Annotated in this window: 29 protein-coding genes and 1 pseudogene; 2 read left to right on the forward strand and 28 right to left on the reverse strand. The window is 31.1% G+C overall.

Annotation, left to right across the window (positions count from 1 at the left end; genetic code table 11):
* The 28 genes and pseudogenes from MKY45_RS22970 to MKY45_RS23105 all read right to left on the reverse strand — a co-directional run.
* Positions 1 to 352: pseudogene (locus MKY45_RS22970) on the reverse strand (hypothetical protein); the annotation flags it as partial.
* Positions 353 to 382: 30 nt separating this feature from the next.
* On the reverse strand, positions 383 to 2,470 hold the full coding sequence (locus MKY45_RS22975) for an ArdC-like ssDNA-binding domain-containing protein (protein ID WP_341173500.1): 2,088 nt from the start codon (positions 2,468 to 2,470) through the stop codon (positions 383 to 385).
* Positions 2,471 to 2,487: 17 nt separating this feature from the next.
* Positions 2,488 to 2,769, reverse strand: coding sequence for a hypothetical protein (locus MKY45_RS22980; protein WP_341173501.1), 282 nt, complete (start codon positions 2,767 to 2,769; stop codon positions 2,488 to 2,490).
* 7 nt (positions 2,770 to 2,776) lie between these two features.
* The gene (locus tag MKY45_RS22985) at positions 2,777 to 3,202 is read right to left on the reverse strand and encodes a hypothetical protein (RefSeq protein WP_341173502.1); all 426 of its coding nucleotides are present in this window, start codon (positions 3,200 to 3,202) and stop codon (positions 2,777 to 2,779) included.
* Complete coding sequence (gene mobP2, locus MKY45_RS22990) at positions 3,199 to 4,362, reverse strand: MobP2 family relaxase (protein ID WP_080871717.1); 1,164 nt, start codon at positions 4,360 to 4,362, stop codon at positions 3,199 to 3,201. The genes MKY45_RS22985 and mobP2 overlap by 4 nt, the downstream gene beginning before the upstream one ends.
* A 2-nt stretch (positions 4,363 to 4,364) precedes the next feature.
* Positions 4,365 to 4,616 carry a hypothetical protein gene (locus MKY45_RS22995; RefSeq protein ID WP_080871716.1) on the reverse strand — a complete coding sequence of 84 codons (252 nt, stop codon included), beginning with the start codon at positions 4,614 to 4,616 and terminating at the stop codon, positions 4,365 to 4,367.
* Between the two features lie 284 nt (positions 4,617 to 4,900).
* Positions 4,901 to 5,782, reverse strand: a complete 882-nt coding sequence (locus tag MKY45_RS23000) for a hypothetical protein (RefSeq protein ID WP_341173503.1) — start codon at positions 5,780 to 5,782, stop codon at positions 4,901 to 4,903.
* Between the two features lie 2 nt (positions 5,783 to 5,784).
* Complete coding sequence (locus tag MKY45_RS23005) at positions 5,785 to 6,390, reverse strand: hypothetical protein (protein ID WP_080871714.1); 606 nt, start codon at positions 6,388 to 6,390, stop codon at positions 5,785 to 5,787.
* A 46-nt stretch (positions 6,391 to 6,436) separates the two neighbouring features.
* Entirely contained in the window at positions 6,437 to 7,570 is a 1,134-nt protein-coding gene (locus tag MKY45_RS23010) for a lysozyme family protein (protein ID WP_080871713.1), read from the reverse strand.
* Entirely contained in the window at positions 7,570 to 9,516 is a 1,947-nt protein-coding gene (locus tag MKY45_RS23015) for a VirB4 family type IV secretion system protein (RefSeq protein WP_080871790.1), read from the reverse strand. The genes MKY45_RS23010 and MKY45_RS23015 overlap by 1 nt, the downstream gene beginning before the upstream one ends.
* Before the next feature lie 19 nt (positions 9,517 to 9,535).
* Positions 9,536 to 10,186, reverse strand: a complete 651-nt coding sequence (locus tag MKY45_RS23020) for a hypothetical protein (RefSeq protein ID WP_341173504.1) — start codon at positions 10,184 to 10,186, stop codon at positions 9,536 to 9,538.
* Positions 10,173 to 10,493: a DUF5592 family protein gene (locus MKY45_RS23025; RefSeq protein WP_080871711.1), complete on the reverse strand. Its 321-nt coding sequence runs from the start codon at positions 10,491 to 10,493 to the stop codon at positions 10,173 to 10,175. The genes MKY45_RS23020 and MKY45_RS23025 overlap by 14 nt, the downstream gene beginning before the upstream one ends.
* A gap of 15 nt (positions 10,494 to 10,508) precedes the next feature.
* Entirely contained in the window at positions 10,509 to 12,785 is a 2,277-nt protein-coding gene (locus MKY45_RS23030) for a pLS20_p028 family conjugation system transmembrane protein (RefSeq protein WP_341173505.1), read from the reverse strand.
* A 26-nt stretch (positions 12,786 to 12,811) separates the two neighbouring features.
* Positions 12,812 to 13,054: a hypothetical protein gene (locus tag MKY45_RS23035; protein WP_341173506.1), complete on the reverse strand. Its 243-nt coding sequence runs from the start codon at positions 13,052 to 13,054 to the stop codon at positions 12,812 to 12,814.
* Positions 13,035 to 15,443 (reverse strand): VirD4-like conjugal transfer protein, CD1115 family, encoded by a 2,409-nt coding sequence (locus MKY45_RS23040; protein ID WP_341173507.1) that lies wholly within the window; start codon positions 15,441 to 15,443, stop codon positions 13,035 to 13,037. Before MKY45_RS23040 ends, MKY45_RS23035 begins: the two co-directional genes overlap by 20 nt.
* A 51-nt stretch (positions 15,444 to 15,494) precedes the next feature.
* Positions 15,495 to 16,637: a hypothetical protein gene (locus tag MKY45_RS23045; RefSeq protein WP_341173508.1), complete on the reverse strand. Its 1,143-nt coding sequence runs from the start codon at positions 16,635 to 16,637 to the stop codon at positions 15,495 to 15,497.
* 305 nt (positions 16,638 to 16,942) lie between these two features.
* Entirely contained in the window at positions 16,943 to 17,176 is a 234-nt protein-coding gene (locus MKY45_RS23050) for a hypothetical protein (RefSeq protein ID WP_143833146.1), read from the reverse strand.
* A 28-nt stretch (positions 17,177 to 17,204) separates the two neighbouring features.
* Entirely contained in the window at positions 17,205 to 17,450 is a 246-nt protein-coding gene (locus MKY45_RS23055) for a hypothetical protein (RefSeq protein ID WP_341173509.1), read from the reverse strand.
* 31 nt (positions 17,451 to 17,481) lie between these two features.
* Positions 17,482 to 17,940, reverse strand: a complete 459-nt coding sequence (locus MKY45_RS23060; protein WP_341173510.1) for a hypothetical protein — start codon at positions 17,938 to 17,940, stop codon at positions 17,482 to 17,484.
* Positions 17,941 to 18,244: 304 nt separating this feature from the next.
* Positions 18,245 to 18,472, reverse strand: coding sequence for a hypothetical protein (locus MKY45_RS23065; RefSeq protein ID WP_341173511.1), 228 nt, complete (start codon positions 18,470 to 18,472; stop codon positions 18,245 to 18,247).
* 20 nt (positions 18,473 to 18,492) lie between these two features.
* The gene (locus MKY45_RS23070) at positions 18,493 to 18,753 is read right to left on the reverse strand and encodes a hypothetical protein (RefSeq protein ID WP_341173512.1); all 261 of its coding nucleotides are present in this window, start codon (positions 18,751 to 18,753) and stop codon (positions 18,493 to 18,495) included.
* 206 nt (positions 18,754 to 18,959) lie between these two features.
* Positions 18,960 to 19,922 carry a hypothetical protein gene (locus tag MKY45_RS23075; protein WP_341173513.1) on the reverse strand — a complete coding sequence of 321 codons (963 nt, stop codon included), beginning with the start codon at positions 19,920 to 19,922 and terminating at the stop codon, positions 18,960 to 18,962.
* Between the two features lie 397 nt (positions 19,923 to 20,319).
* Positions 20,320 to 20,577 (reverse strand): hypothetical protein, encoded by a 258-nt coding sequence (locus tag MKY45_RS23080; RefSeq protein WP_341173514.1) that lies wholly within the window; start codon positions 20,575 to 20,577, stop codon positions 20,320 to 20,322.
* A 33-nt stretch (positions 20,578 to 20,610) separates the two neighbouring features.
* Positions 20,611 to 20,850, reverse strand: a complete 240-nt coding sequence (locus MKY45_RS23085) for a hypothetical protein (RefSeq protein WP_341173515.1) — start codon at positions 20,848 to 20,850, stop codon at positions 20,611 to 20,613.
* A complete protein-coding gene (locus MKY45_RS23090; protein WP_341173516.1) occupies positions 20,843 to 21,646 on the reverse strand; it encodes a ParA family protein in 804 nt (267 codons plus the stop codon). Before MKY45_RS23090 ends, MKY45_RS23085 begins: the two co-directional genes overlap by 8 nt.
* Positions 21,647 to 21,756: 110 nt before the next feature.
* Entirely contained in the window at positions 21,757 to 21,996 is a 240-nt protein-coding gene (locus tag MKY45_RS23095) for a hypothetical protein (RefSeq protein ID WP_341173517.1), read from the reverse strand.
* Positions 21,997 to 22,039: 43 nt separating this feature from the next.
* Positions 22,040 to 22,237, reverse strand: a complete 198-nt coding sequence (locus MKY45_RS23100) for a hypothetical protein (protein ID WP_341173518.1) — start codon at positions 22,235 to 22,237, stop codon at positions 22,040 to 22,042.
* A gap of 222 nt (positions 22,238 to 22,459) precedes the next feature.
* Complete coding sequence (locus tag MKY45_RS23105) at positions 22,460 to 22,780, reverse strand: hypothetical protein (RefSeq protein WP_341173519.1); 321 nt, start codon at positions 22,778 to 22,780, stop codon at positions 22,460 to 22,462.
* 168 nt (positions 22,781 to 22,948) lie between these two features.
* Here MKY45_RS23105 and MKY45_RS23110 point away from each other — a divergent pair, with 168 nt between their 5' ends.
* Both MKY45_RS23110 and MKY45_RS23115 read left to right on the forward strand, forming a co-directional pair.
* Positions 22,949 to 23,134: a hypothetical protein gene (locus MKY45_RS23110; RefSeq protein ID WP_080871774.1), complete on the forward strand. Its 186-nt coding sequence runs from the start codon at positions 22,949 to 22,951 to the stop codon at positions 23,132 to 23,134.
* Positions 23,135 to 23,137: 3 nt separating this feature from the next.
* Positions 23,138 to 23,554: a type II toxin-antitoxin system PemK/MazF family toxin gene (locus MKY45_RS23115; protein ID WP_341173520.1), complete on the forward strand. Its 417-nt coding sequence runs from the start codon at positions 23,138 to 23,140 to the stop codon at positions 23,552 to 23,554.
* The last annotated feature ends 156 nt before the right edge of the window (positions 23,555 to 23,710 follow it).

Genomic DNA, 23,710 nt, shown 5'->3' on the forward strand with positions numbered 1-23,710 from the left:
AAAGATAATTTTTAATTGCGGAAGTATCGCTTACTTCATATTGCTCTGGATAGAAAAACGACTGTTTTTCTTCTTCAGCCACATTTGTAAATTCCTTATATTCATGGTCATTCACACGCTTTACGGCTTCAGGAAACTTTAAGTCATAATATGTCATTGCAAAACTTATCGATCCGTATCCGCCTTCAGAACGACTATTCCAATAGAATTTATTTCCGGTGATTACTAAGCTGTCATGTTCAACTAATCGGTAGTTTTTCCCTTCTTTTTCTACATCTATACCGTTAGCTTCAATAAAATCTATTAGTGGTACTTCTTTAGCTTGTTCGATTTCCTCTGACGATACCCTCATTTCAGTTCACCCCTAACAAGTATTGAAGTATTACATATTCAATCCATATTCATTGCTTTTAATCCCCTTTTTTTGAAAGGGAAGAACCTTTTCCTGCTTTTTTTCATCAGTAATAGTTTTGGAATCTTTCGTCACAGACTTTTCCATCTTCTCAATCGTACCTTCATCTACATTTCCGGATTCAATTGCATCTTCCTTCTGTTTTAAATACGAGTTCTCTGCCTTCATCCGATTGACAATCTTTTCTTCTGATAATGAGCCTTTATTTTCTTCTTTGAGGTATTCCTGATATTTTTTGTAAGAGCCTTGAAGGTTAACCATTTCATTCAGGGTATTTTTATAATCATTTCGATAGGTGAAATCAGTGTAAACTTGACCTTTTAATTCATCGATTCTAGATTGATTCATTCCTATATTTTCTTTAGCAAAAGATTCCAAATGTGTCAGCTTTCCTTTTGCTACTTCCATTTCTAATTCATCTGTATTCGGACTGTTTTCTAGTTGAAGGTTTTTGTTATATATACCTTTAATCGTTTCAGAAATAGTGTTCTCATTATAAATTTCATTCAAATGATTGTTGTCTTTGGGTAAATGTTTTAATAAATTGGGATTCGTTTCTTTCAGATGATTAGATAAAGTGGTATGGTGTCCATCCCCTAAATCAATTCTGTCCAATTGATGCACCGATACCTTTCCATCATTAGGAACGACTAAATTCACTCTTGTTTTATCATAATTAGAATGTACAAAACTAGATAGATTTTCTTTTGCTAACATTTTATCCATTTCTTGAACTGGCATTAATCGATTATCTGTTTTTGCTTCGCTCCAAACAACAAAAGCATGAGGTTCTTTCAAATGTCCATCAACCATTTTCACGTTTGTATCTACGCCTTTTTCCAGACCAAAGTTATTAAAGTTTTTAATGACTTCATCTTTCTCCATGCCTTCATACTGTTCTAAAATGTTACGTCCATGTTCGTCTGAAAAGTAATGGTCAAATTGTTCTTCAGATAAGGAGCTAATACTTGTTATTTTATCATCCACTATAATCTGAACATCATTATATTTATTTTTTAGATCGGACAATTCATTTTCCATACTATTTTCAACTGAATAATCAAAAGATTTTTCTAGTAATAAATCCTTTTCAATATGAGAAGTGAATTCATAGGATGTTTGCTTGACTTCATCTAACAAAGCTATCCGGTCATTGATATCTTCGTGATTATTCGTGTATTGGTCAAGATACCGTAAACTATAATCACTGGTATCAATATTAAAGTATGAACAGACCGTATACGCTGTCATTTCTGCTTGAAATTCCATCTCTGAATGATTTAATTTCTTGCTGTTTTCAGTTTCCGAATTATGCAGTTTAGCATGAGCTAATTCATGAACAAGAGTTTTTACATTTTGTAATTCTCCATTTCTAGGATTTAACTCTATGCCTTTCTTTTTTTCCATTTCTCCATTCGCATTAACTTGTGAATATTCAACATAAGCTCCTTTAGATGCACCCAATTCTTCTCTTAAAGGTTTATCTAAAATTTCTACGCCCATATCTTTAGATAGATTTTCAAGCGATTGTCTCATGGCTTCGTAATTTTCAACTGAACCATCTAACCACTTGTTAGGGAATATTTGTGGTAAATCTTTTTGCGTTGCTTTTGTTTGAGATATGTCAAAAACATGACCTACTGTATATGAAAGATTTTCTTTAACAGCGATATCTCCACGATTGATTTTTTCTTTTTCATCTGAAGTTGCATATTTTACTGGCGTAGTAACTTTATTACCGTTTTTTTCCCTATCAAAAGTTTTATAAATATACGGTGCTAATATTTTGATTCCTTTTTCACCTTTTTCTACAGGGAAACCTTTATCTTTCCAAAATTTAAAACTACCTACAGCTTTTGCACCGGTGAATTGATTCTGAATGAGTATCGAATTTCGAGTAGAATAATCATAAAAGTTCATGTTTGCCATAAAGTCAAAGTATTCTTTAAGATTTTCAGGTGAATCAAAATAATTATTCACTTTCTCATTATTCATAGTGGCTAATTCATTCACTTCTTTTTTTCTTTGTTCAGGAGTTTTATATTTTTTTCTTGCCATTTTATTACCTCCAATATTTATTCTGCTTTACCATCATCTGATACACCATAATCAATATCTGAAACAACTTCATTGTCTAATTCCTTCATATTAAATACATCATCAAATACAATTTTTTCATTTTCTGTATCAAATCCGACATAAGAAATATTCTCATTTAAAAGCATGCTTTGAAGTATTTTATCTTCTTCATCGGAAAGCAATATATGATATTCCTTTCCATAAACATCAACGATTGCTTCATTTTCTCCGTACTCTTTAAGTACACCAAATTCATACTTCAATAAATTATTACTCATAGTAAAATCACTCTCCTTTTGAATAGTAATCTGCTCTTTTTTGTTGCAGATGTTCGATTCTTTTTTGAACAGTATCTCTTGCTGTTGTTAGTGCTTGTGTTTCCATCTGATCTGTTGTGATAATATCATTCACATCATCATTAAGGAACAATCCATTCAACAACTCAATAATAACTTGTGTGTTTCTATCAGTATTATTTGTACCTAATCTGATTCTTCTTATTTCCTTATTAATTTCCTTTGAAATACCTTCACTAATAGAAGAAATTAAATCACCTTTTTGGGAATCAATATTATTCATTTCTTTATGGTCTTGTATAATATGATTAATAACTCGGTTGTCTCTGGCGATATTATTTTCTTCAGCATACTTCATCATGTAATCATATGATTCTTTTGATATTCGCAACCTTTTAGCATAATATTCACTCATTGATATCTCCCTTCCTGTTCTGTTTTTCTTTGCAATTCTTCAAATGCTCGTTGGTTTTTCATTGATTTTATATCGCTATATATAAAACGATCTAAACCATATCTTACTTGCTTGAAAGCTACATTTTTTTTTGCATTCTTCATAGGCTTTGGAATATCTTTTTCTTCAATTTTGTTTATTTTTTTATCGTACTCTTTCATTTCTTGCAAGAAGGCATTACCCATTCTTTTATATAAATCATCCATTTTATTTTTTTTGTAATCATCGTAACGTTTATTATTACCTTTACCATAAACTTTTTTTAAATTATCGACTTCTTTATCTAAAAGTTTATCTAACTTTTCAAAATCATCTTTATGATACTTATCGATATATTTTTTTGTAAGTTCATTAATTTTAGGTTTGACATGATTTATATTATTATATCCATAATTCCAATATCTTTTATTTTCAGGGAGTGCTTTATAAATTGATAAGAAATCTTTTTTGAAAGTACGATTGAACATATTAAATGTTTGATTTTCTTTTTTACTATGAACAATATCTTTTCTTATAATGCTATTTATATTCTCATGTTCTTTTGACCTATCCATAATTTTATTAATAAAATTTGATTTTACTTTTTCTAATGACTTTAATTTTCTTTTCCCTCTGTAATTGTTCGGAGATAATTCAACGGTAGCAATATGAATATGAATATTGTCAGTGTTATGATGAATCGCCCCTGACCAAATAGCATTATTATCAATATGATTTTTATCAAGCATTTCTTTCATAGATTTCCTAGTAATATCTTTCAGTTTTTTATCATCAACATATTTTGTCTTTTTATTATAAACACCGTTTTCTTCTAACCAATCATTATCAAAAGAAACAACATCCTGCCATAAAACACTTCCTTTATCTTGCGCTTTTTTAAATGCTTTTTTTATTTCTTCTTTCTTTTGTTCAGAAACGCTATCATCATCTTCTGTAAATAAAGAACTTGTTTTCATTTCATCATCCATATAATTATTATAGTCTGCAAATTCGATTTTATTTTTTGCTTCTTCCCTATCTATATAATTAATATATTCATTGAAACTTTTTTTATCTGAATTATTACTAACAATAAATTTTGATTTTATAATTACGGATGCTTTCTTATCTGTATTTATCATTATCAATCATCTTCCATTAATAATTCCAATAAGCTATTATTCCGATCTAATGATTTTTTTAACTCCATCATTAACTGTGAATTTAATTCTAACTGATTTTTATATTCTCTTTCTCTGTCGTTTATATTATTTAAAATGCTGTAGCTTTCAATCATATCTTTTAAATATTCTTGTCGTGATTTACCTACTTTTTTTGCTTTTTCACTGTACTCTCCTAAGATAGTTGGGTTTATGTTTCTAATAACTAAATCCACGATTATCACCTCTTTTTTAATATTTTACCATCAAATGATTAGATAGTCCATCCATGATAGAAAGAGCATAAGGGAAAAATGATATCACCGGAGGTGTTATCCTTGGCAGAGCCAAGTTTTTTCACGCTATCGCTAATATTGGTTTTTGTGCATAGTTTGTGCATATTTTTTATATTTTGTGCATGATTCGTGCATACCATAAAAGCCTTCGTGCATAGTTTGTGCATAGTATAAAAATAAAAAAGGGCATCATTTTTAGCTGATACCCTTCTTATATTTTGATGTTAATTCAATAATTCTTCTCTTTGTTTTTGTTTGGTTTTTTGAATTTTATCTTCTAATTCTGTAATGCTAAATTCTAATGTTCCGATTTCATCTTCGATTGTTTGGTTTTCAGTTTCCAATCCATTTATATTAGAATCTGTTGTTACTTTTTCGTCTTGTGTTTGATAAACTTTTTCGTCAGTTAATTCTTGTATTCTTGATTTATTATCTTCTATTTCTTGATTCTTTGCTTCAATTAAAGTATTGGTTTTTTCAATTTCTTGTTCAGTATCTGCGATTATAATTTCAGATATATAGTTTGTATAATCTGTATCCTTTTCCAGAATAATTTCATCATTATTTACTTCTCGATAATCTGTAAATATTGTATCAACTATTTCTACATCCGGCTGATTTTCATCATTTTGAGATTCTATTTCTTCATATTGATTATCAACATCTCCACTTTCTTCTACATCATTTGTTTGATTTTCACCAATGACATCAATAGCAATTTGAATATATTCAGGGTCAAAATCTGTTACTTTTAAAACATGAACATCATCCATCGTATATATATTCTCGATTGATACTTGTTCACCATCACTGCGCTGAAATGCTTCAAAATTTATACTGTCGTAATCTCGTTTGAAATTATTTGTTTCTAAAATTATTTGCATTTCATTCTTATCTTCATCATATATCCATTCATATATTTTTAAGTTTTGGCTAGTTGATATTTCAATTTCTTCATTAATTGGAGATGCCATTACAGGAATTTTTTCTTCAAAAATAAATCCAGAAGTAATAAAAAAACCAAAACCTAATACCATTACAATAACGATAGAAATATAAACTTTACTGGAATTTCTCTTTAAAGAAACTCTATCTTTTGATAACATTTTTATTCACCTTCCTCACTGTTTAAATCACTAAGTTCTCCATCTTCAGTTATAGCATGATGCTCAACTGCAATCCATTCTCCTTCTATATTTTCAAATGTAATTCGAACAATTAAGTTAGATACATAGCTTTTACCATTGTTCAAATAATCTGTTTTATGCTCCATTTCTACCAAAGCGTTCACTCTATTTTGTCCTTTTTCTAGCTTTTCAATATAGATTTTTGGGTTATCAATTTCTGTTATAATATCTTCTTGATACAAAGTATCAGAAGGATAAAATGTTTGTATCAAATCATCATTCATAATCTTTTCACTTTCACTTTTTCGTTGTTCATATCCTTCTTGTTTTACAGTATAAGCAAGGTTTATAAACTTGTCTGCTTGTTCTACTAACGTATTATAATATTCTTCTCTTTCCGTATTTGAGTAATTATCTACCTCATATTGAAGTGATTCGTTCTCACTTCTTAATTCGGTATTTTCTTCATTTATTGCTTCGATTTCTTCATTGCTATTCTTGTTTGATATAAATAAATATATGTTTACTATCACAGCAAGAATTAATAAAATAATAACAATGTTTCGGAACAATTTTATAACATCCATTGAATCACTCCTTTTAAGAAACTAATTTATAATTAGATCGTTTTCTTTAACTTTGTATTTCCGGTACATCTATATAATCTCTAGGATTATTGTGTCCGCCCCATGCTTCTTCTTTAACTTCAAAATGCAGATGTGGTCCTGTTGATTGACCTGTGCTTCCGCATACTCCTACTTCTTCACCTTGGGAAACACTATCTCCTACACTTACACTGTTTGAACTCATATGTGCATAATGCGTATATAAATTATCATCATGTTGAACAATCACTGTATTACCATATCCAGTAGACCAATCAGAAAAAACAACCTCTCCGTTAGCTGATGACAAAATATTCGTGACACCATTGTTGCATCCAAAATCAATTCCGCTATGAAATTTTCCAACCTCACCTGTAACCGGATGTGTTCGATTACCAAATTCAGATGTAACTAGTGGCGTTTCTACCGGACTTGCAAAATCTCCATCTTCTGCACTTGCATTTGCTGTTTCTACTCCTTCTAATTGGTCAGATGAAACAGGCTGATAATATCTTAAAACATTATCTACATATTCTACATCTCCGTAACATGCTCCTACATCTGAATACTCTGGATGTATACATGAATAAATACCAGTATGTCTCAATTCAGCGTATTTCATTGATGAAAATTCAATCGCTAACTCTTTAGAATATGATTCTCCTTTATCCAGAACAAAATCAATAAAACCTCCACCAAAGTTATATGATTGTAACGTTAATTCCACATCTCCTTCGGCTTGTTCTAATACTTCAGAGAAATATTTTACTCCTTGTTCGATTGATTCTTTTGGGTCAGTAATGCATCCAATATAACCACATTTACTTTCACTAGCTTGGAAAGGGTCACTGCCCTTTCCACTAGATTCTTGTTCCATCATTGCTAATAAAACATCAACATATTCTTCTACTTCATATTCTTTAGCATAATATTCTACGTCATCTCTATACTGTTCAACGGTTTCACTTATTTGTTGCGATCCGGATTCTATATCAACAAATTCTCCGTCTTGCGATGAATCATCACCAGAACCTCCAATAATAGATTGGAAGATTCCGATGGCAAGAATAACTAAAAGAGCTATCAATGCGAGCGAACCACCAATTATTAGTTTCCATTTTAATGTAGCTCCAAAGATAAGACCCTTCGCAAGTTTTTTCATTAAGCACCACCACCAAATAAGTCTAATTCTGCCTGCGAAACATCAACTGTCATTTTTAAGTTCTTTAGTCCTGAAATAGATAAAATGGCTTCTCCTGTTTGTAAAAATGGTATTTGTGCTAATTCTGATTCATTTAGCTGTCCTGCAAATACTTCTTTTAATTTTTTTAGAGATTCACTATCTTGTTGTGAAATAAATTTATATTGCGTTAAATTGAATATTTTTTTGATTTCTTCTGCACTTGCTTGGTCTGCATTTTCTGGTACAAAGTCTGTTATTAAATGACTTGCAAAGAATATCGCACCAAAATATTTTCTGGCTTCTCTCATAAAATTTTTGATATATTTCAAACGTGATTCAGCGCCTTTTTCTGTATTAATAATGTGGTGTGCTTCATCAATTATTATTAAATATCTGACTGCATCTTCAAAATCTAATAAGTGCTTATTAAATGCTTTATATTGGGGCTGTCCATTTACAAGCATTCCTTGCCAAAGCATATTCATTACATTAAATAGTTGAGCCTGAAACACTTCTGGCTTCAATTCTGCAAGATTTCTTAAAGGGAATGATACAAAATCGATTTCATCAAAATGTTCTAAACTAGATTGTCCATCGAATAAATGACCATAGTTTTTAACAAGGTTTTCTAGAATTAATTCAATATTTTCTAGTAATTTACTTCGATTCTCCGTTAAGTTTTCATGTATCTTTTTAATCTCGAAGTCTTCATAAAGTTCTACTCTCACCAAATTCAGTAATTCGCTCATGGTAGGGTAGTTTTCGTTTGGTTGCTCTGTTATATTTTGAACGTAATCATCATTCCACAATCCTTTTTTGACGTATAAATCTCTCAATATATTTTCAAATAAGAGAATTTCTTGATTCCCAACATCAGGTCTTAAAAATCGATAGAATACACTCATTTTACTTAAATGTTGTGTAAATGACCCTTTTTCGTCTGTCGAGCCATCGTCAAGTGTAACGGTCTTATAAACTTGTAACGGATTAATTAATCCATTAGAGCCATCTAATGCAATTACCTTCCCATCGTTTGCTAGAGTGAGGTCTTCAAACTCTCCTGTTATATCTAAAACTCTAACTTTATGACCTTTTACCGCACTATCCAAAGCAATTTTTTTAAGTGTAGTTGATTTACCGGAACGCATCTTTCCAATCATTAAAGCATTGTAAAATTTACGGATTCTGTCCTGATGAAAAAGGTCAAAGATTACATTTCCGTTCGTTTCTGTTGTACCTAAATGCGTTCCATAAGGGTCATTTAATGACGTAAAATGAAATGGGAATCCTGCCGCTAAGGATAGGGAAGGAATCTCTATGCCCTTTCTTTTATTGGCATATTTTTGTTGGACATTATAATTCGTAAACATGCTCTGCCATTCATATTCTTGTTCATTCAGAAATACAGAACCTCTAAAATTCAATGATTCCAGATTATCAATAACTTCCTTAACGGATAATTCCAATTCATCAATTGTCTTTGCACTGACAAAAAGACGAATAATAATACGTTTCATAACCTCGCCTTGGCGAATAGAGTTATAGACTTCTTGTAATTCTTCGTAGCTTTCTGATGCTTCTATTAGATCAGAAGTATCTTTAGCTGTTTCTCCCCTATTTTTTTGTTCAGCCATAGACTTGTTTAACTTATCTGCAATTTCTTTCCGGTTTGGTGTAGAAACATCTAAAGTTGCCACTACATTTGGCATGTTCATAATCTGCTCTAACCAAAATTCATTAACAATCGTTTGATAATCATAAACATGAATGCAGGTTTCATAACCATCCCCTTTTCTGGTATACGCTTCATCAAAGCGTATACCACCTTGTGGCTGTACTTCAGATAGTAAGTAGGGGTTATATCCCAGACTTTCTTTTTCGCTCTCATTTTCAATATCTGTTTTCCTTTGCACTTTAGATAAAATGTTTTTTACAACAGACATATTAATTCGCCCCCTTAGCTGATTTATTTTTAGAGTTTAAGTTATTGATTTTATAAACAATATTTATTTTCTTCTGGTCATTCAAGTGAACCACTGGAAGCACAGGTTGTAGTAACCGGTATACGTGGTTTAAACGTGTCTGTAAGGTGAATTCATCATCTGCATAAACCAACATGTAATATTCCCTATTGGTACGCTCTGTCTCAATAAAAATTAATTCATCTAATTTTTGTTGCAAGAAGTAACGATAGGCTTCTCTCGTTTCCTTTTCTAATTTTTTTAAGAGATGCCTTTGTTGAGAACTGGTATCTACCGGAAAATTTAAAGGAATAATTTTAATATCGTATAAATACCACTGAAAAAAATAAGCAAGAAGGAAGATATCTTTTTCTCTGTCATCGCTGTTTTGGGAATAGATATCTTTGGATGTTAATTGAACAATTTCAAAATATCCATCTTCATCTCTTAATTCAATATAGCCGTTGGCAGTTATATCAACATAAGGAGACATGTCGGCAAAACTTGGCTTCACTCGCACCTTTTTCTCTTTTTTAACTTTTTCTTTATGCATGCTTTTTTCATCGAAGATGGGGGTTTGCTTTTCGGGAATAAAAGAACCGTTTTTTTTGGATTTTTCTTCAAATATTGCCATCGTTTAATTCCTCGCTTTCATCTATTTCATAATCAATTGCACAATACGTGTCTTTTCTCTTTCGTAAAGACAAATAAATAGCTACATACATTCGTTTTTTAGGGTTGGAGGCAGGTCTTATAATAAGAGCCCCTGCCACACAAACCATAAAGCCATAGAAAAACCATGTATAGCTTTCATGTACAACGTTATTGAGTATAATGGTTAAAACTAATACAGTGATTAATACACCTAAATCTGTTAGATATAAGGCTTTATTTAGTTTTAATTCACTCGATACATTTTTTGGTATTCGGTAATTAGCCAAACCAGATCACCTCTTTTATTTTCTTCTTTTGAAATTTCTTCTAATAGATTTACCAGTATTGCTACCGATTTGATAATTACGTTTAGCATTATTGATTGTTCTATTAGAATGAATTGTTTTCGATACTCTTTCTTTAATTACTTGTCCGGCTGTTCTGTTTTCTTCAATAACATGATTGTTTTCTTTCGTCACTTCTTTTTGCGTTGAAGTATTGTCATTAGATACAACCGTTGTATTATCTACTGTATTTACTTTTTCTGACCCACTAGTATTTCCACCGCCAGTTGTTGGTGTTGGAGTAGGCGTAGGATTATTTCCTCCACTACTTGTGCTAACAGATGGAGAACCATTTCCTGATTTTTGCGTTTGTTGTGTGCTTGTTTGCTGATTTCCACTAGGGTTTCCGCCATTATTTCTACCAGTGGATGTTTTTGTCGTTTGTCCGTTCGTTTTTCCAGTAGATGTTTTAGGCGTATTCTGTTTGGATTGCTGATTTTCATAAGTTGTCGTTTGTTGTTTTCCATTTCCTGCACCAGTTGACGGTGTTGGATTTGTTGTTTGATTTCCTTCATTTGCAGATGGTGTAGGATTATTTTGTGTACCTTTTCCTGAAGGCGTAGGATTATTTTGCTTCGATTGCTGATTTGCAACCGTAGTAGTTTCTGGACTATTATTTTCACCATCTACAGATTGTGTCTGCTGACTGTTTGGATTACTTGTAGTTGGGTTTCCTGTTTTCGATACATTATTTCCCTTACCTTTACCCTTGCCTTTAAATTTATCAGCCATTCTTTGACGTAAAGGTTTAGGTTTTCCATTTTCCCCATCGCTATTTTTATTCTTTTGAGCCATTTCTTGATGCAATCCACTAGGTTGGTCGGTGTGTCCAGAGGATGGATTAGTATTGTCACTTTGTTCTGTAGATTCAGATTCTGTACCATCCGTTTGACCTGTAGTTGCTTCAGTGTTATTTCCAGATTCATTTTTCGTCTGTTCACCATTGGAAGAGTTTTGTTGTTTACCATTCTTAAATCCACTTACCAGACCTGCCATACCTGCAACGCCACTGGTACTCTTACTAGCAACAGCACTACTTCCTTTTGCAACAGAGCTTAAACCTTTGCCAAGCCCTTTTGTTGCGTTAGATGCACCTTTTCCTAATGCTAGTGTGCCGGCTAGCGCACCCCATCCTGATTTCATGCCTGCATCAATACCAAATAAACGTTCAACGATATTGGGACCATCTATAACAGCCATAGCAAAGCCAATCATTGCAACGATATAAGCAACGCCACTTAATTCATCAGCCAAGAAGGAAGTTCCAATCATATAAACTTTCATCGATAAAAAGATTAACATCGTAACCACAAAAATACTTAATATATTTTGTATTACTGTTTTCGTTTTTTGTCCTGAATGAAGATCAGCAGGAGCAACCAAACTAGCCAAGACATAGTTAAATGCTAATTCAAAGAAAAGTTTTGCTAATTTGATAGCGATTGTTACTAGAACAAATCCTAAAATTGCCAAAGTGGCAATGATATTAAACCAATCTACAGTGTACCGATAATAATATTCTTTAGTTATATCCGTAACCCAATTTCCGTCTTCCAACTCGACTACTTTCCGGTTACCGTCACCTATTGTCTCTATGGAATGGCTTAAAATTTCCTCTCCGTCATCAGTTAACTCTTGTTCTTCTGTTATTTGGCTACCCTCAGTCAAATAGGATTTAATATTAATGTCCATGACATAATCAGATGATAATTGGTTGTATGCATCTACATCTGTACTCTCCCATCCATTGATATCAAAAACACTAATATCTACAATGTTATCTCTGACAACATCCGTAGCAACCGTTCCACCTTCTTCTTCTTCTCCTGCGTTGTTAATTGCGTTTATAGCATCGCCTGTGAATTTATCGGCTTTATCCATGCCTGCACCTAAAAGTACAATGACAATTAAAGCTACAAAAATATTTGTCAAGACAGCTTCCCTATTAAATTGTTTTTGGAAGATTAACAAATAACCTATAAACAATAGACTTAAAGCAAGTAAAACAACTAATACTGGACGGAATGCTTCTATAAAGTCAACGAATTGAGGATTATCGTAAAATCCTTTTAATCCTAAAATCGTGTCAGTGACATTCTCCAAAGAATCAACAATCCATACCAAACCTTGAACAAGCCACCACATAAATTGTCGAATAACATCTTGTACAACTGTTCCTTTACTAAGGTAATCTCCAAATTCAACTAATTTTTCATATATTTGTTCATTATCCATTCAATCACCACCTTATTTATTTGCCATTAAACGGATAAGAAATCATTTGAGTTACTGTTAAGGCAAATATCATAATTTATTACACTATTTTTTTCTTCTATTGATTCATATGGATTAACTAATATTTGGTATTTATCATCGTTGGTATCAAACCAAACGATGATAAAAGAATCTGTTAACTTTACAACCATTTCTCTTTTTTCTAATTGATTTTTATATACTTGAATGAAGTGATCGATTTTTGATTCTTTAAGATGTAGCTTGTTCATGTTCAACCTCTCCCTCTAGCTTTTTCATTTTAATATTGAATTTATCCATTGTTACATTGTACGTATTGGATGCTAATTCTCCTTCTTGATGTAAGCCAAACATAATGTCTTTAAATTCTTCTGGAGTTAAATTATATACATCGGTGTCATCCATATCTGTATTCTTTTTCATTGTTTTCGTAATGATTGATAGAATATTATCTCCATCTAATAGCTCTCCTATTGTCTTTATGCCGTCAGATGCATCTTCATCTTTAAAACGGTAAATATTTGAATTTAAATCAAAGTCAGCATGGGGGCATGGGATATCGATTTCTGTTATAGAATTGGAAGTATCAAAATCATCTGCCAGATATTCATAACGATATTTCATGCGTGTTTCCCCTGTAGCAAATATAGGAAAAGGGACAATTTTCTTTCTATCGTTATCCTGCCTTTTGATTCCTCGAATAACAACCATCTCCCCCTCTTTTAATCTTCTTAATTCACCTGCATTTAGCAGGCGTCTTCCATCTGTGCCTTCAGTTTTATTTTTGTCCAGAGATAATGAATCTCCACTTCTACTGGTTGATTCAATTGTTTTTTCATCAATTTTTTTCGAGATTTCTTCTGCTGTATCATTAGAAGTAGTAAGTATATAAATAGTGTTAGCACAGTTACCGTCAATAGTTTCCCAATCCTTATCATAATTCTGTTTTAATTGACTATACGCCTGAATAACAAGGTTAAAACGCATGTTTCTTCCAAGACAAACCGTAATCATTGTTCCCATATCATCAATAATTGGCATATTTCCAAATTCATCAAGAATAAAGATAACTTCTCTAATGGTTTTACCGCCTTTTCTAAGACTGGCAATTCTTGATAATTCAGTATATAACTGTTTCACATATAATGAAGCTATGACATGCAATGATTTATCATAGTCTGGTGTTATCATGAATAAGGCAGTAGGCTTTGTGAAATGTTCAAAAATATGCATTTCTATTCCTACTTCATTTTCTTTTTCATCTTCGACTTTGTTATATGATACTTCTCCATTTTCTTCATTAATATTTGTTACTTCTAAAACTTGTTTGATGGAGCTTTTCTTAATCTTTAAAGTGACTTTATCTCCAACATCGAGCTTTGCATCATGACTAATCTTAAAAAGACCGTTGACGTTGGTTTTAACGCTTTCCTTCACTCCTTTTGGAAAAACAACTTCTAACCTACTTAACGGTTTCGATTTTCCAGATAAATATTTTCCGAATCCAATTTTCCGCATTGGAAAAGAGTTTTTTGATGTCATTTTTGCAACAGGTGTCATTGTAAAAATGTTTAGTTTCTCAAACGCATTGGCATAAATGCCGGCAACTGTCTGTGGTGCGCCGGCAGAGAACTTAACGGTAGCAAATTGTAATTTTGCCGGATGATTTTCTGGTAAACTTTCAAAGAATTTATCCAATCCAGTTGTTTGTTGACCTGTTACCTCATCAATTTCAACTTCAGATGCTAACGTATTGATGGTACTTGCAACGTTATACATGGTGACTTTTCCCTTATTATCTGGAATATTTTTTTCACATAAACCTAAGATAACAGCTCTACACAATGCACTAGCATTGTTTTGCCAGAAAGGGTCTTTAGCGTTTGGATTAATATAAATCATGTCAGTGATCGATTTTGAATATAATTCAGCTTGCTGAATATCCCCTTCCTCATATGAATCAATAACAACTTGTAATAGTTGATAAGCCATCGATTGCATCGGGTCAGCAAGATTTAAAACTTCAACATGAAAACCTCTTTTTAGCAATGTATCTACACTACTAGCATAGAGTTCTCCTTTAGGGTCATTCACTACCATCGATGCCTTTTCTTTTGCTCTGGAATATATATCAATTAAAGGGAACATCCCCATTTCCCCTTTACCTGACCTAGTTGTTCCAATCCATAAATTATTAACTGGTGAATCATCGATAAAAATTTTATTTTTATAGTGAGAAACAGGTACGCCCCCACCTTTTTTAAATTCTTTTTTTCTGTCAGGTATTTGTCTATACTGTTGTTTCAACTCCTTTAATGTTGTAAAACGACTAGTACCCTTTGAACCACTATCAGTTAAACTTTTGAAATTAGAACGCATTTTATAGTACATCATTCCTCCGCCCATTAGCGATAAGAAACCTAACCCCAGATAAATAATGACTGGCAGTTCGTTAAATGTTGTTAGGAAACCAACTAAGTTTAAATTAATATCTGGTGCTTCTAGGAATGATTCAGCTTTAAAGATATCTTTTACATTCACTACAATGAGGTTTGCAATTAAATTCAAAATCGCAAAAAACACAACAGTACAGAATAACGCTAGTGCTTGGTGTAAATATTTATTTCGTATATATCGCATGAATTCCATCACTCCATTTCTAAATAAAAAAACACTTCACATTGAAGTGTTTTATAAATCTCCTCTTTGATTTTCTAATTCATCTCTTTCATCTTCAAGATCGTTTTTGTCGCCTCTAAGTTTTCTTCTTGTTTTTTTCTTATCTGCATCGTCTATATCGTCTTCTAAGTCTGATATTTGGCTGTTCAGTTGTTCGATTTGTTCCGTTAAAGATTCGTATTCATCGATTTTATTAGATAATTCTTCATCATTATTATTTTCAAGTTCGGCTCTTGCATCTTCGATATTTCCTGTTTTTAACAAAGCATATGTTTTCTTTTTGCTTCTTTCTACATTCATTTCAACATCTTCAATGGCTAGCAAATCTTTGTAATTATTGTTTGCATAAGCTATTTCAAATTCTCCTTCACTGGTTGGATAAGCTTCATTGAATGCTTCAACCGTAGCAATATCATCAGTTACTTGTGTTAAATAAGATAGAGCCAAAATTGGGTCTTCATCAAATAAATTGACTAATTCTTCATACTGTTCATTGTTAACTAAGTGATTAGCATAAATCATTCTCTGTTCCTCTGTAAGTTCCTCTTTTTCAGAAAGGTACGTTATCATATCTTCTCGGTCATCAAGCAAGGCTTTTTCATAATTACTAAGAAGTATTTCCTGTTCCTCGCTATTAGCCTGTACTTGATTATATTCATTTTGAAACGATGCAACTTGTATCATAAAGAAAGTTAAACAGCCTAGAAAAGCTAGTGCAAAAAATAGACCAACTCCATAAACAGTTCTTCTTTGCCACCTTTTCAGGTGAGATATTTTAGATTTATCCAAATTACTCAAATCATCGTCTGAAAAATCTTCCTCTTTCTTATATACCTCCTCCGTCTGTTCTTCCATTTCTTCTATTAGAAGTAACCGTTGCTTTTCTTTTTCTTTGCTAGTTCGTATTTTTGGAAGATTTTTCTTTATATGAATAAATAAATTGGGAGCAAATTTTGAACCAAAATTAAATGTTCCGGAATATACCGTCTCATTATCTTCATCCCTTATTAAATAAAAATCACCCGATAACACCTTTTTCTTCGGTCTCATTTCCATTTCAATTTCATTTGTTAATGAAACAGCTTCCTTGAAAGGAATTTTTTCGAATTTTGGTATTTTGGTGTGATCTATATTAGTAAAAACAACATATAGCATTAATAAATCACCTCTTAATAGTATTAATTAAAAAGAAGCCATACATGTGTATGACTTCTTTTGTTAAAAATATAATCCTACTTTGTCTATAACCTCTGATTGGGTTTCTACAAGATTAAAAGTTTTCCCACTTGTTAAGCCGATTTGAGATTTTATATTGTCATGATTAAGTTCAATAACATACTCAATAAAATGTATATTTATCTCAATTTTAGTTCCTTGATAATCGTCGGATATACGTTTCTTATCTGTATCCCATTGAGTAAATGATAGTAGCAATTATAAACACCACTTTCTACTGTGATTTAACCGTCAAACTTAATGTTACTATCGATACCTTCAGCAAGACCATAAGCACCCATTACAATGACTAAGCCAACTGCCGCCCCAATAAACCAACCTACACTTCTTCCTCGACCTCTATCTCCACCCCAAATTAGGAAATAACCACCAATACAAAAAGCAATAGCTGCACTGATTAATCCTAGTCGTTGCGCCCACTCCAGTATATCTTTTCCAGTTTCGATTAATGATTCCATTTGATTCACTCCTTATTTGAATTAATAATTATGAATTAAAACCATTTTCTATATCATCTTTATTATCGGAATTCTTCACTTCTTCTTCTTCTGTTTTAGAAGAAGGTGTTTCAGAGGATGTACTTTGTTCTTTCATGTAATCCATTAAATGTTCATCAATATAATCACTATGCATCTGATGAAGCCAGTCGTTATAATTAATGTCGTAAAATTCCATGATTTGCTTTGCGATTTCTTTATTTTTCTTCCTTTCTTTCTGTGTAACTTTTGCCAAAAATAATACACTCCTTATCTTTCAATTTGTCTTACTCTCTATTTTCATTGATGAAAGAGGACAATGCCTTTCTTCCTTCATTCATAGTAATTTGTTCATCTATCTCAAATTCAGCTACCACTTCTCCATCTACGATATATGCAATATCATTGGTTGGTAGATATAAATCGATTTTTCCACTATCCTCATTAAAAATTTCATGTGTCCTATCGCTTGCTTGTTGGTCATTATAAAAAACTAATGATGCATTTTCTTCTTCAAAAACATCTATTATAGAATTTAAATAACCATCTTCTTCTGCTTTAAAATTAGACAATATATAAGCAAACCCTGTGAAATTTTCTTCCCCAATGGTTTCTTTAAAGTCTTGATACCCCATTTCTTCTACTTGACCACCACCACTACAACCTAACAAAACCATTGGAATTAGTAAGGTGAATAAAACAGCATAGACTTTCTTTTTGGTCATTAAACCACCCCATCTTTTCATTTGATTTCATCATACCATATTTGTATAAGAATGGGATTCCTACACTTTATGGCTGAAAGTGTTAACCCTATGGCAACTTGCGAACTTTAGAGTTGCTTGCCAATGCACAACGTTTTTGGCTATGTACGAAGAACCAGTAATAATAAAGGCGTAAAAAGCTAGTAAAGCAATGTCTAGTTTTAGGAATCGAACTACACAAACCTTAAATATCTGTTAACCAATATTCATACGCCTGAATGAATATTAGCACTTATATTCAGTTGTCAAATACATTTATATTCAAAAAGGCATTAAGCCATTTGAATTAACTTTTACCAAGTTCATCTGTTGATTTTTTTCTTTTTGCTACAACCTGTTTCTTTTCATCAATGGCTGTACGCACTCGATAATAAATGTCAGCAACTTTTTTAATTTCTCCGTTTTCTTGGTTAACGGCAATAGATCCTTGCAATTTATAGATTTCATTGTCATATGTTTTCACTGATTCAGCTTTATAAGATAATTCTGCTTGTGATATTCTTTTTTCTCCCAATGAAACCACCTTCTCATAATTTACTTAATTTCAATGTAATCATCTGGCTTTTTGTAACCTTTTATTTGCTTGAAAAATACTTTTCTGCTTTCTTTTTTCTCGTCATCAATAAATAAAAAATAATCTTTAAAAATTAAAACTCTGTCTACTGGCAACTTTCTATGGGATTCAAAAACAATAAAAATTAATGTATCAGAAAGCTCACCTGTTTTTTCATCATAACTTATTGAGTATCTTTCTAGAGATTCATAAAATTTTGGTATCACCATATTCATTTCCATCACCTTGTACCCCCATTATATATTATTTCCAACTAATTTGCAATATATATTTCGAAATTTTTATTACAAAAACAGAAAAATTTATTTCAAAATACGCATTTTCTAGTTAAATGAATGATATTTTTATTTTAAATTCGTAAATAATCATATCAAACTTATATATAGGGATACAAGGCGTACTAGGGATTATTCAATATATATAAATTTCAGGCTTCTTCCAACCAGTTATAATATAATGATTTCCTCTCTTTTGACCGTTCTTCTTTTAATTGCTGTTCAATCATTTGTTCTCTCTGATAAATTGATACAATCTGGGATTGATTGATTAATTTTTCAATACCACATACAAAATACTTAGCAAAACCCTTATCTGTATGAAAGTTTACTTCCTCTTTACCCATTTCTTTACTCATGTAATCCACTTGTCGATCGATTTCTTTTGTCGTAAATTGGTAAATACCTTTTTCTATTAATCTTTTTATAATAGCTTTTATTTTATTTTCTCCCCACCCTTTTTGATTTAATTTATCAATAAGTAAAATCATTTGTTCTTGGTCTATTTCATTTTTTGATGAAGGAGGTATATTATTAATTTTTTCTTCTTCTTCTGTTTCAAATGAATTGGTATTATTACCCTTAGTATTATTTAAGTTAGTATTATTACCCTTAGTATTATTAATGTACTGATTTTCCGTATTCGGATTTTCCGTATCCTCATTTCCCGTATACGGATTTTCAGTATACGGTGTTTTCTTTTCCTTTTTCACCTTTTTCTTCTTATCAGATTCTCCTTTATACTCAATCAAGATTTTTTTGTTTTCTTCTGATGCCCAATTCTTTATATTAATAATTTCATTTTCAACATCTTCTTTATCATCTGAAAATATATATTCTATATTTTCAAACCAATGTTTATCAGAATCCCTTACTTCTACTCTAGCAAAATATCCATAGTTTATTAGTTCTGTAATAGCTTTATAATGTGCATCACGTCCATTTTTAGATCGTGTGATAATCTCTTTCATATTTATCTCGAAAGTTTCTGAATTAGATAAAAATATACTTAACAAGCCTTTAGCTTGCAGAGATAGTTCTTGATTCCAAAGTAAACTGTTATTGATTTGTGTAAATTTTCCTTTTCTAACATTTCTATAGCTTGCTTTTGACATAATAAAAAACCTCCATTTTTGTCCACTAGCCCAGATAACAAAAACAAAGATTTTTACTCTATACTTATGAACTTATAAAACAAATAAGTTACTGGTTTACTAGAAACCTACATTATGCTATAATGTAAACATATTTGAATATAGTGATTAGAGTAAAACCTTCTGTTTAAGAGTTTATTTTATGGAGTGTTTGGCGACAGAACCATAAAATAATAGAGAGCCAGAGGGTTTTCTTTTTTTATTTTTATTTTTTATATTATTAATTAAAATTAATATTTTGAATTAACAATATCCAATAAATAGTATTTCTTTTGTAATATCTATTTCACATCATAACATACTTTTTGTTATTTTGTAATATTTTCTAGAAAAAAGAAGATAGCTTTTTTACTATCTTCTACCCAAATAAATATACACACCATCCGATAATTGAAAACAGAACGATTACACTAATAACTGTGAGTGACATAGATAGTAACAATATAGATATTTTAAAGATTATATATCCAACTATAAACAATAATGGAATGGCTACTATTCCTAGCAGTATCAACTTTATATTTGTTGCAATTATAAAAATCAGGGAAGCAATGATTACAAGCGCAATAAATATAAATAAGGTATTGCTATTCAAATATTTTTTTGCTGTACTCACCAGAAACTCCCCCCTTTCTTATAATCACATAAATTAATCTTTATACTGCTCTTTGAGTAGTTCCAGTGATTCGCTAACCAATTCAACAATGTGTTTATTCTGTTCAAAAGCCATTTTTCTGAACTCCACGAAATCATCAGGATAAATGCGAATCGATTTATATTGTGGTTGTTTTTTAGGTTCTTTTTTGTTTTTTTTATTAGTAGTAATTGGATTTTCCTTTTTCCCTTGTTTTTGTTTTTCTAAAAATTCATTGAAGTCTTTTTCAGCCATTTTCTATACCTACTTTCTTAATTAATTCATCTGTTACACCGTTATACATTTTAAATACGGTTTTATCGTGGTGATCTTTATTGGTTATACCATTAACCCTAAAGGTCTGTACCCTATCATGGTCATACACATAACTCTTAAACATTAAATTTTTAATATTTAGTGCGTCATTAGTCCGGCTTGTTTTGAAAATATACTTATCATTTCTACTCCTTTTTTTACGGAAGTAAGGAAGTACACCAACTACATCAACATTTGGATTAAATTGTTGCATCTCATTCACATAATCATTAAATTCTATTGCCCCTAACAATGAATCGATATCTGTTTGCATGATTATTAATGCATAATCAGACGCCGTTATTGCATTGTTGGAGAACTCTGAAATTGTTGGAGGAATATCAATTATAACAAAATCATAGTTATCTTTTATATCTTCAAGTAAAAATTTAAGAAAATAATGCTTGTTTGATTTATCGCTGTCACCAATTTTTTCTGTCAAAAAATCCTTGAAATTAACTAAATCCAACGCACTAGGGAGTAAATGAAAGCCTTCTGTAAGATTAAGAATAGCATCAGATAATTTTTGCTTCTCAATGGCTTCATAAATACTTGTAAAGTTATTCAAGTTGACATCAAAGGTGTTTGTTAAGAATTTAGTTGCATTGGCTTGTGGGTCAAAATCAATCATTAGCACCTTGTATCCTTTTTCATTCAATATATAAGAAAGCATAACCGAGTTGGTTGTTTTACCAACGCCACCTTTAAAATTACCGACTGTTATTACATTAGACATAAATGTATTCTCCCTTCAAATTTTAATTATATACTATATAATACAATAACTCAATAACACAACTAGAAAAAATTAAAAATGTATCTATAATACAATAACTCAATACTACATTATTTCATTTTTAATTCATCCAGTTTTTCAGAAACATAATTATAACAATCTGTTAATTGTCGAAAAGCCGATTCTTCTTCATCTTGATAAGAAACCTCATAAAATCCAAATTTATTTAGATAAATTATAATGTTCTCTGTTGAAATTGAATCTCCGTTTTTTAAATTCACTAATTTAATATATAATTCATCATCTTTTTTTGAAAGATAATCATAAATAGTTGTTTGCTTGCGATCCATTAGAATCACTCCGTTTTATTATTTACTTGTAGAATAAGATGCCTTATTTCCAATCATCATCAATAAGTGGGTTCATAATAATTTCCAAAGGTTCATCCATTTCATAAATCCATTGTTCATGGTTTGCTGATGGTTCTCCAGTCTGGTTGTAACTAGATAGACAAACGGGGCATGTAGTTGTATATCCTCTACAAATAAGTTTTTCTCCACAGCATGAAATTGTTACAGAAATTGTTTTCATATTATTTCACTCCTTAGATTTAATTGATGCAATAACACAATAACACAATGATGTAAAAAATATATCTTCCTCTTAAATAAAAGAAAGACTTAATCCTTTGTTTAACTTCTTAATTAAAAGCATATCATATATAACACAATAACACAACAATACATTAACACATTTTTAAAAGTATAAAGCCTTTACAGGATTTATACTTTATATTAGGATAGTTGTTTGATTTTAAACCTTCTCATTACCAAGCATTACATGTAGATAATTAAAATCATATTTTGGCTTTATGTTGTGATTTTCGTAAAGTTTTATCTCCTGCTTTATGGCTTGTTTTGGCTTTATCATGGCTAATGTACCGAAAGCGCTATCCTCTATAATGTAAGACTTTTTTCCTTTTTTGAGTTTGTTTTTATGGTTGTTCCAATTATCGGGTGTTTTATCAACTTTTTTAGCATATGCCTTTAATAAAGCAAATTCAGCATAAACATCTTCAATATACATTTTTGTGTTGTCATTTAAATTATAAATAATGAATTGTTCCTTTTTCATTTCAATTCCTCCTAGATTTTTTATTAGACATCTTAATTTTCTAATTTGATTATAACACAATACCACAATAATGCAATAATTAAATTAACACAATAATACAATACTACACTTTTCTTTTGGAATGTGTTATAATTACTTATACAATTCAAATGAAGGGGTGTTTATCTTATGAATAACGAAATGAGCAATGAGGAAATTGAAAAAGAAATTGACCGTTTAGAAAAAGTAAAGGAAGAACAAGACAAGTTATTCAGAAAACTAGGTAAAAAACCAAATAAAGTTGAATATAACGAAAAAGGTCATGTTGTTGTTGACGTAAATGATAAAAAACAAATGAAACTGTGGCAAGGATAGCTTATGGAAGAAATATCTCCATATGATGTGAAACGGAAAGACATTATAGGCGTGAAATTATCGTTTATTAATAAAGAAACAGGGGAGCAAACCACTCCTGTTAAAAGACCTTGTCTTGTTATTCAATCAACTGATGATGAACTTATATGTAGAACAATAACTAGCCGGACTGATAATTATTTAACAAAAAAATATGGCGTTAGAATCAATAAAAATGATGAAAACGGATTAAATAAAGATTCAGCAGTGTTATGTACTGATGATAATGAAGTAATATTAAATAAAGCAAATCTGGCAAGCTGTGAACGTTATGGGCAGATTACGAGCAAAGAGCATCTTGCTGTCATGAAACACGTCACACACTGTAACAGGATGGAATTTCAAACCAAGTATACAGTGAATAAGGGTATGCAAAGATAAGTTAATTAGAGTGAAGGAGGATAGAGTAGGTGCGTTAAAGGCAAAAAAAGAGACGCTCTCCCACCAAGAAGAAACGTCGCAAATAACTCACAGGGACAGATAAAACCTTCCCTGTAGTTAACAGTATAACGCATCTACAAATATAATGCTTAAAAA

This window comes from Oceanobacillus sp. FSL K6-0251 (genome assembly GCF_038004725.1).
Lineage (GTDB): Bacteria > Bacillota > Bacilli > Bacillales > Amphibacillaceae > Oceanobacillus > Oceanobacillus oncorhynchi.

What these genes read in the sequence shown, in the direction of transcription:
- MKY45_RS22975 (WP_341173500.1), bottom strand. Translation starts at nt 2,470, where the DNA reads ATGGCAAGAAAAAAATATAAAACTCCTGAACAAAGAAAAAAAGAAGTG.
- MKY45_RS22980 (WP_341173501.1), bottom strand. Translation starts at nt 2,769, where the DNA reads ATGAGTAATAATTTATTGAAGTATGAATTTGGTGTACTTAAAGAGTAC.
- MKY45_RS22985 (WP_341173502.1), bottom strand. Translation starts at nt 3,202, where the DNA reads ATGAGTGAATATTATGCTAAAAGGTTGCGAATATCAAAAGAATCATAT.
- mobP2 (WP_080871717.1), bottom strand. Translation starts at nt 4,362, where the DNA reads ATGATAAATACAGATAAGAAAGCATCCGTAATTATAAAATCAAAATTT.
- MKY45_RS23000 (WP_341173503.1), bottom strand. Translation starts at nt 5,782, where the DNA reads ATGTTATCAAAAGATAGAGTTTCTTTAAAGAGAAATTCCAGTAAAGTT.
- MKY45_RS23005 (WP_080871714.1), bottom strand. Translation starts at nt 6,390, where the DNA reads ATGGATGTTATAAAATTGTTCCGAAACATTGTTATTATTTTATTAATT.
- MKY45_RS23010 (WP_080871713.1), bottom strand. Translation starts at nt 7,570, where the DNA reads ATGAAAAAACTTGCGAAGGGTCTTATCTTTGGAGCTACATTAAAATGG.
- MKY45_RS23020 (WP_341173504.1), bottom strand. Translation starts at nt 10,186, where the DNA reads ATGGCAATATTTGAAGAAAAATCCAAAAAAAACGGTTCTTTTATTCCC.
- MKY45_RS23030 (WP_341173505.1), bottom strand. Translation starts at nt 12,785, where the DNA reads ATGGATAATGAACAAATATATGAAAAATTAGTTGAATTTGGAGATTAC.
- MKY45_RS23035 (WP_341173506.1), bottom strand. Translation starts at nt 13,054, where the DNA reads ATGAACAAGCTACATCTTAAAGAATCAAAAATCGATCACTTCATTCAA.
- MKY45_RS23040 (WP_341173507.1), bottom strand. Translation starts at nt 15,443, where the DNA reads ATGCGATATATACGAAATAAATATTTACACCAAGCACTAGCGTTATTC.
- MKY45_RS23045 (WP_341173508.1), bottom strand. Translation starts at nt 16,637, where the DNA reads ATGCTATATGTTGTTTTTACTAATATAGATCACACCAAAATACCAAAA.
- MKY45_RS23050 (WP_143833146.1), bottom strand. Translation starts at nt 17,176, where the DNA reads ATGGAATCATTAATCGAAACTGGAAAAGATATACTGGAGTGGGCGCAA.
- MKY45_RS23060 (WP_341173510.1), bottom strand. Translation starts at nt 17,940, where the DNA reads ATGAAAAGATGGGGTGGTTTAATGACCAAAAAGAAAGTCTATGCTGTT.
- MKY45_RS23070 (WP_341173512.1), bottom strand. Translation starts at nt 18,753, where the DNA reads ATGGAAATGAATATGGTGATACCAAAATTTTATGAATCTCTAGAAAGA.
- MKY45_RS23075 (WP_341173513.1), bottom strand. Translation starts at nt 19,922, where the DNA reads ATGTCAAAAGCAAGCTATAGAAATGTTAGAAAAGGAAAATTTACACAA.
- MKY45_RS23085 (WP_341173515.1), bottom strand. Translation starts at nt 20,850, where the DNA reads ATGGCTGAAAAAGACTTCAATGAATTTTTAGAAAAACAAAAACAAGGG.
- MKY45_RS23090 (WP_341173516.1), bottom strand. Translation starts at nt 21,646, where the DNA reads ATGTCTAATGTAATAACAGTCGGTAATTTTAAAGGTGGCGTTGGTAAA.
- MKY45_RS23095 (WP_341173517.1), bottom strand. Translation starts at nt 21,996, where the DNA reads ATGGATCGCAAGCAAACAACTATTTATGATTATCTTTCAAAAAAAGAT.
- MKY45_RS23100 (WP_341173518.1), bottom strand. Translation starts at nt 22,237, where the DNA reads ATGAAAACAATTTCTGTAACAATTTCATGCTGTGGAGAAAAACTTATT.
- MKY45_RS23105 (WP_341173519.1), bottom strand. Translation starts at nt 22,780, where the DNA reads ATGAAAAAGGAACAATTCATTATTTATAATTTAAATGACAACACAAAA.
- MKY45_RS23110 (WP_080871774.1), top strand. Translation starts at nt 22,949, where the DNA reads ATGAATAACGAAATGAGCAATGAGGAAATTGAAAAAGAAATTGACCGT.
- MKY45_RS23115 (WP_341173520.1), top strand. Translation starts at nt 23,138, where the DNA reads ATGGAAGAAATATCTCCATATGATGTGAAACGGAAAGACATTATAGGC.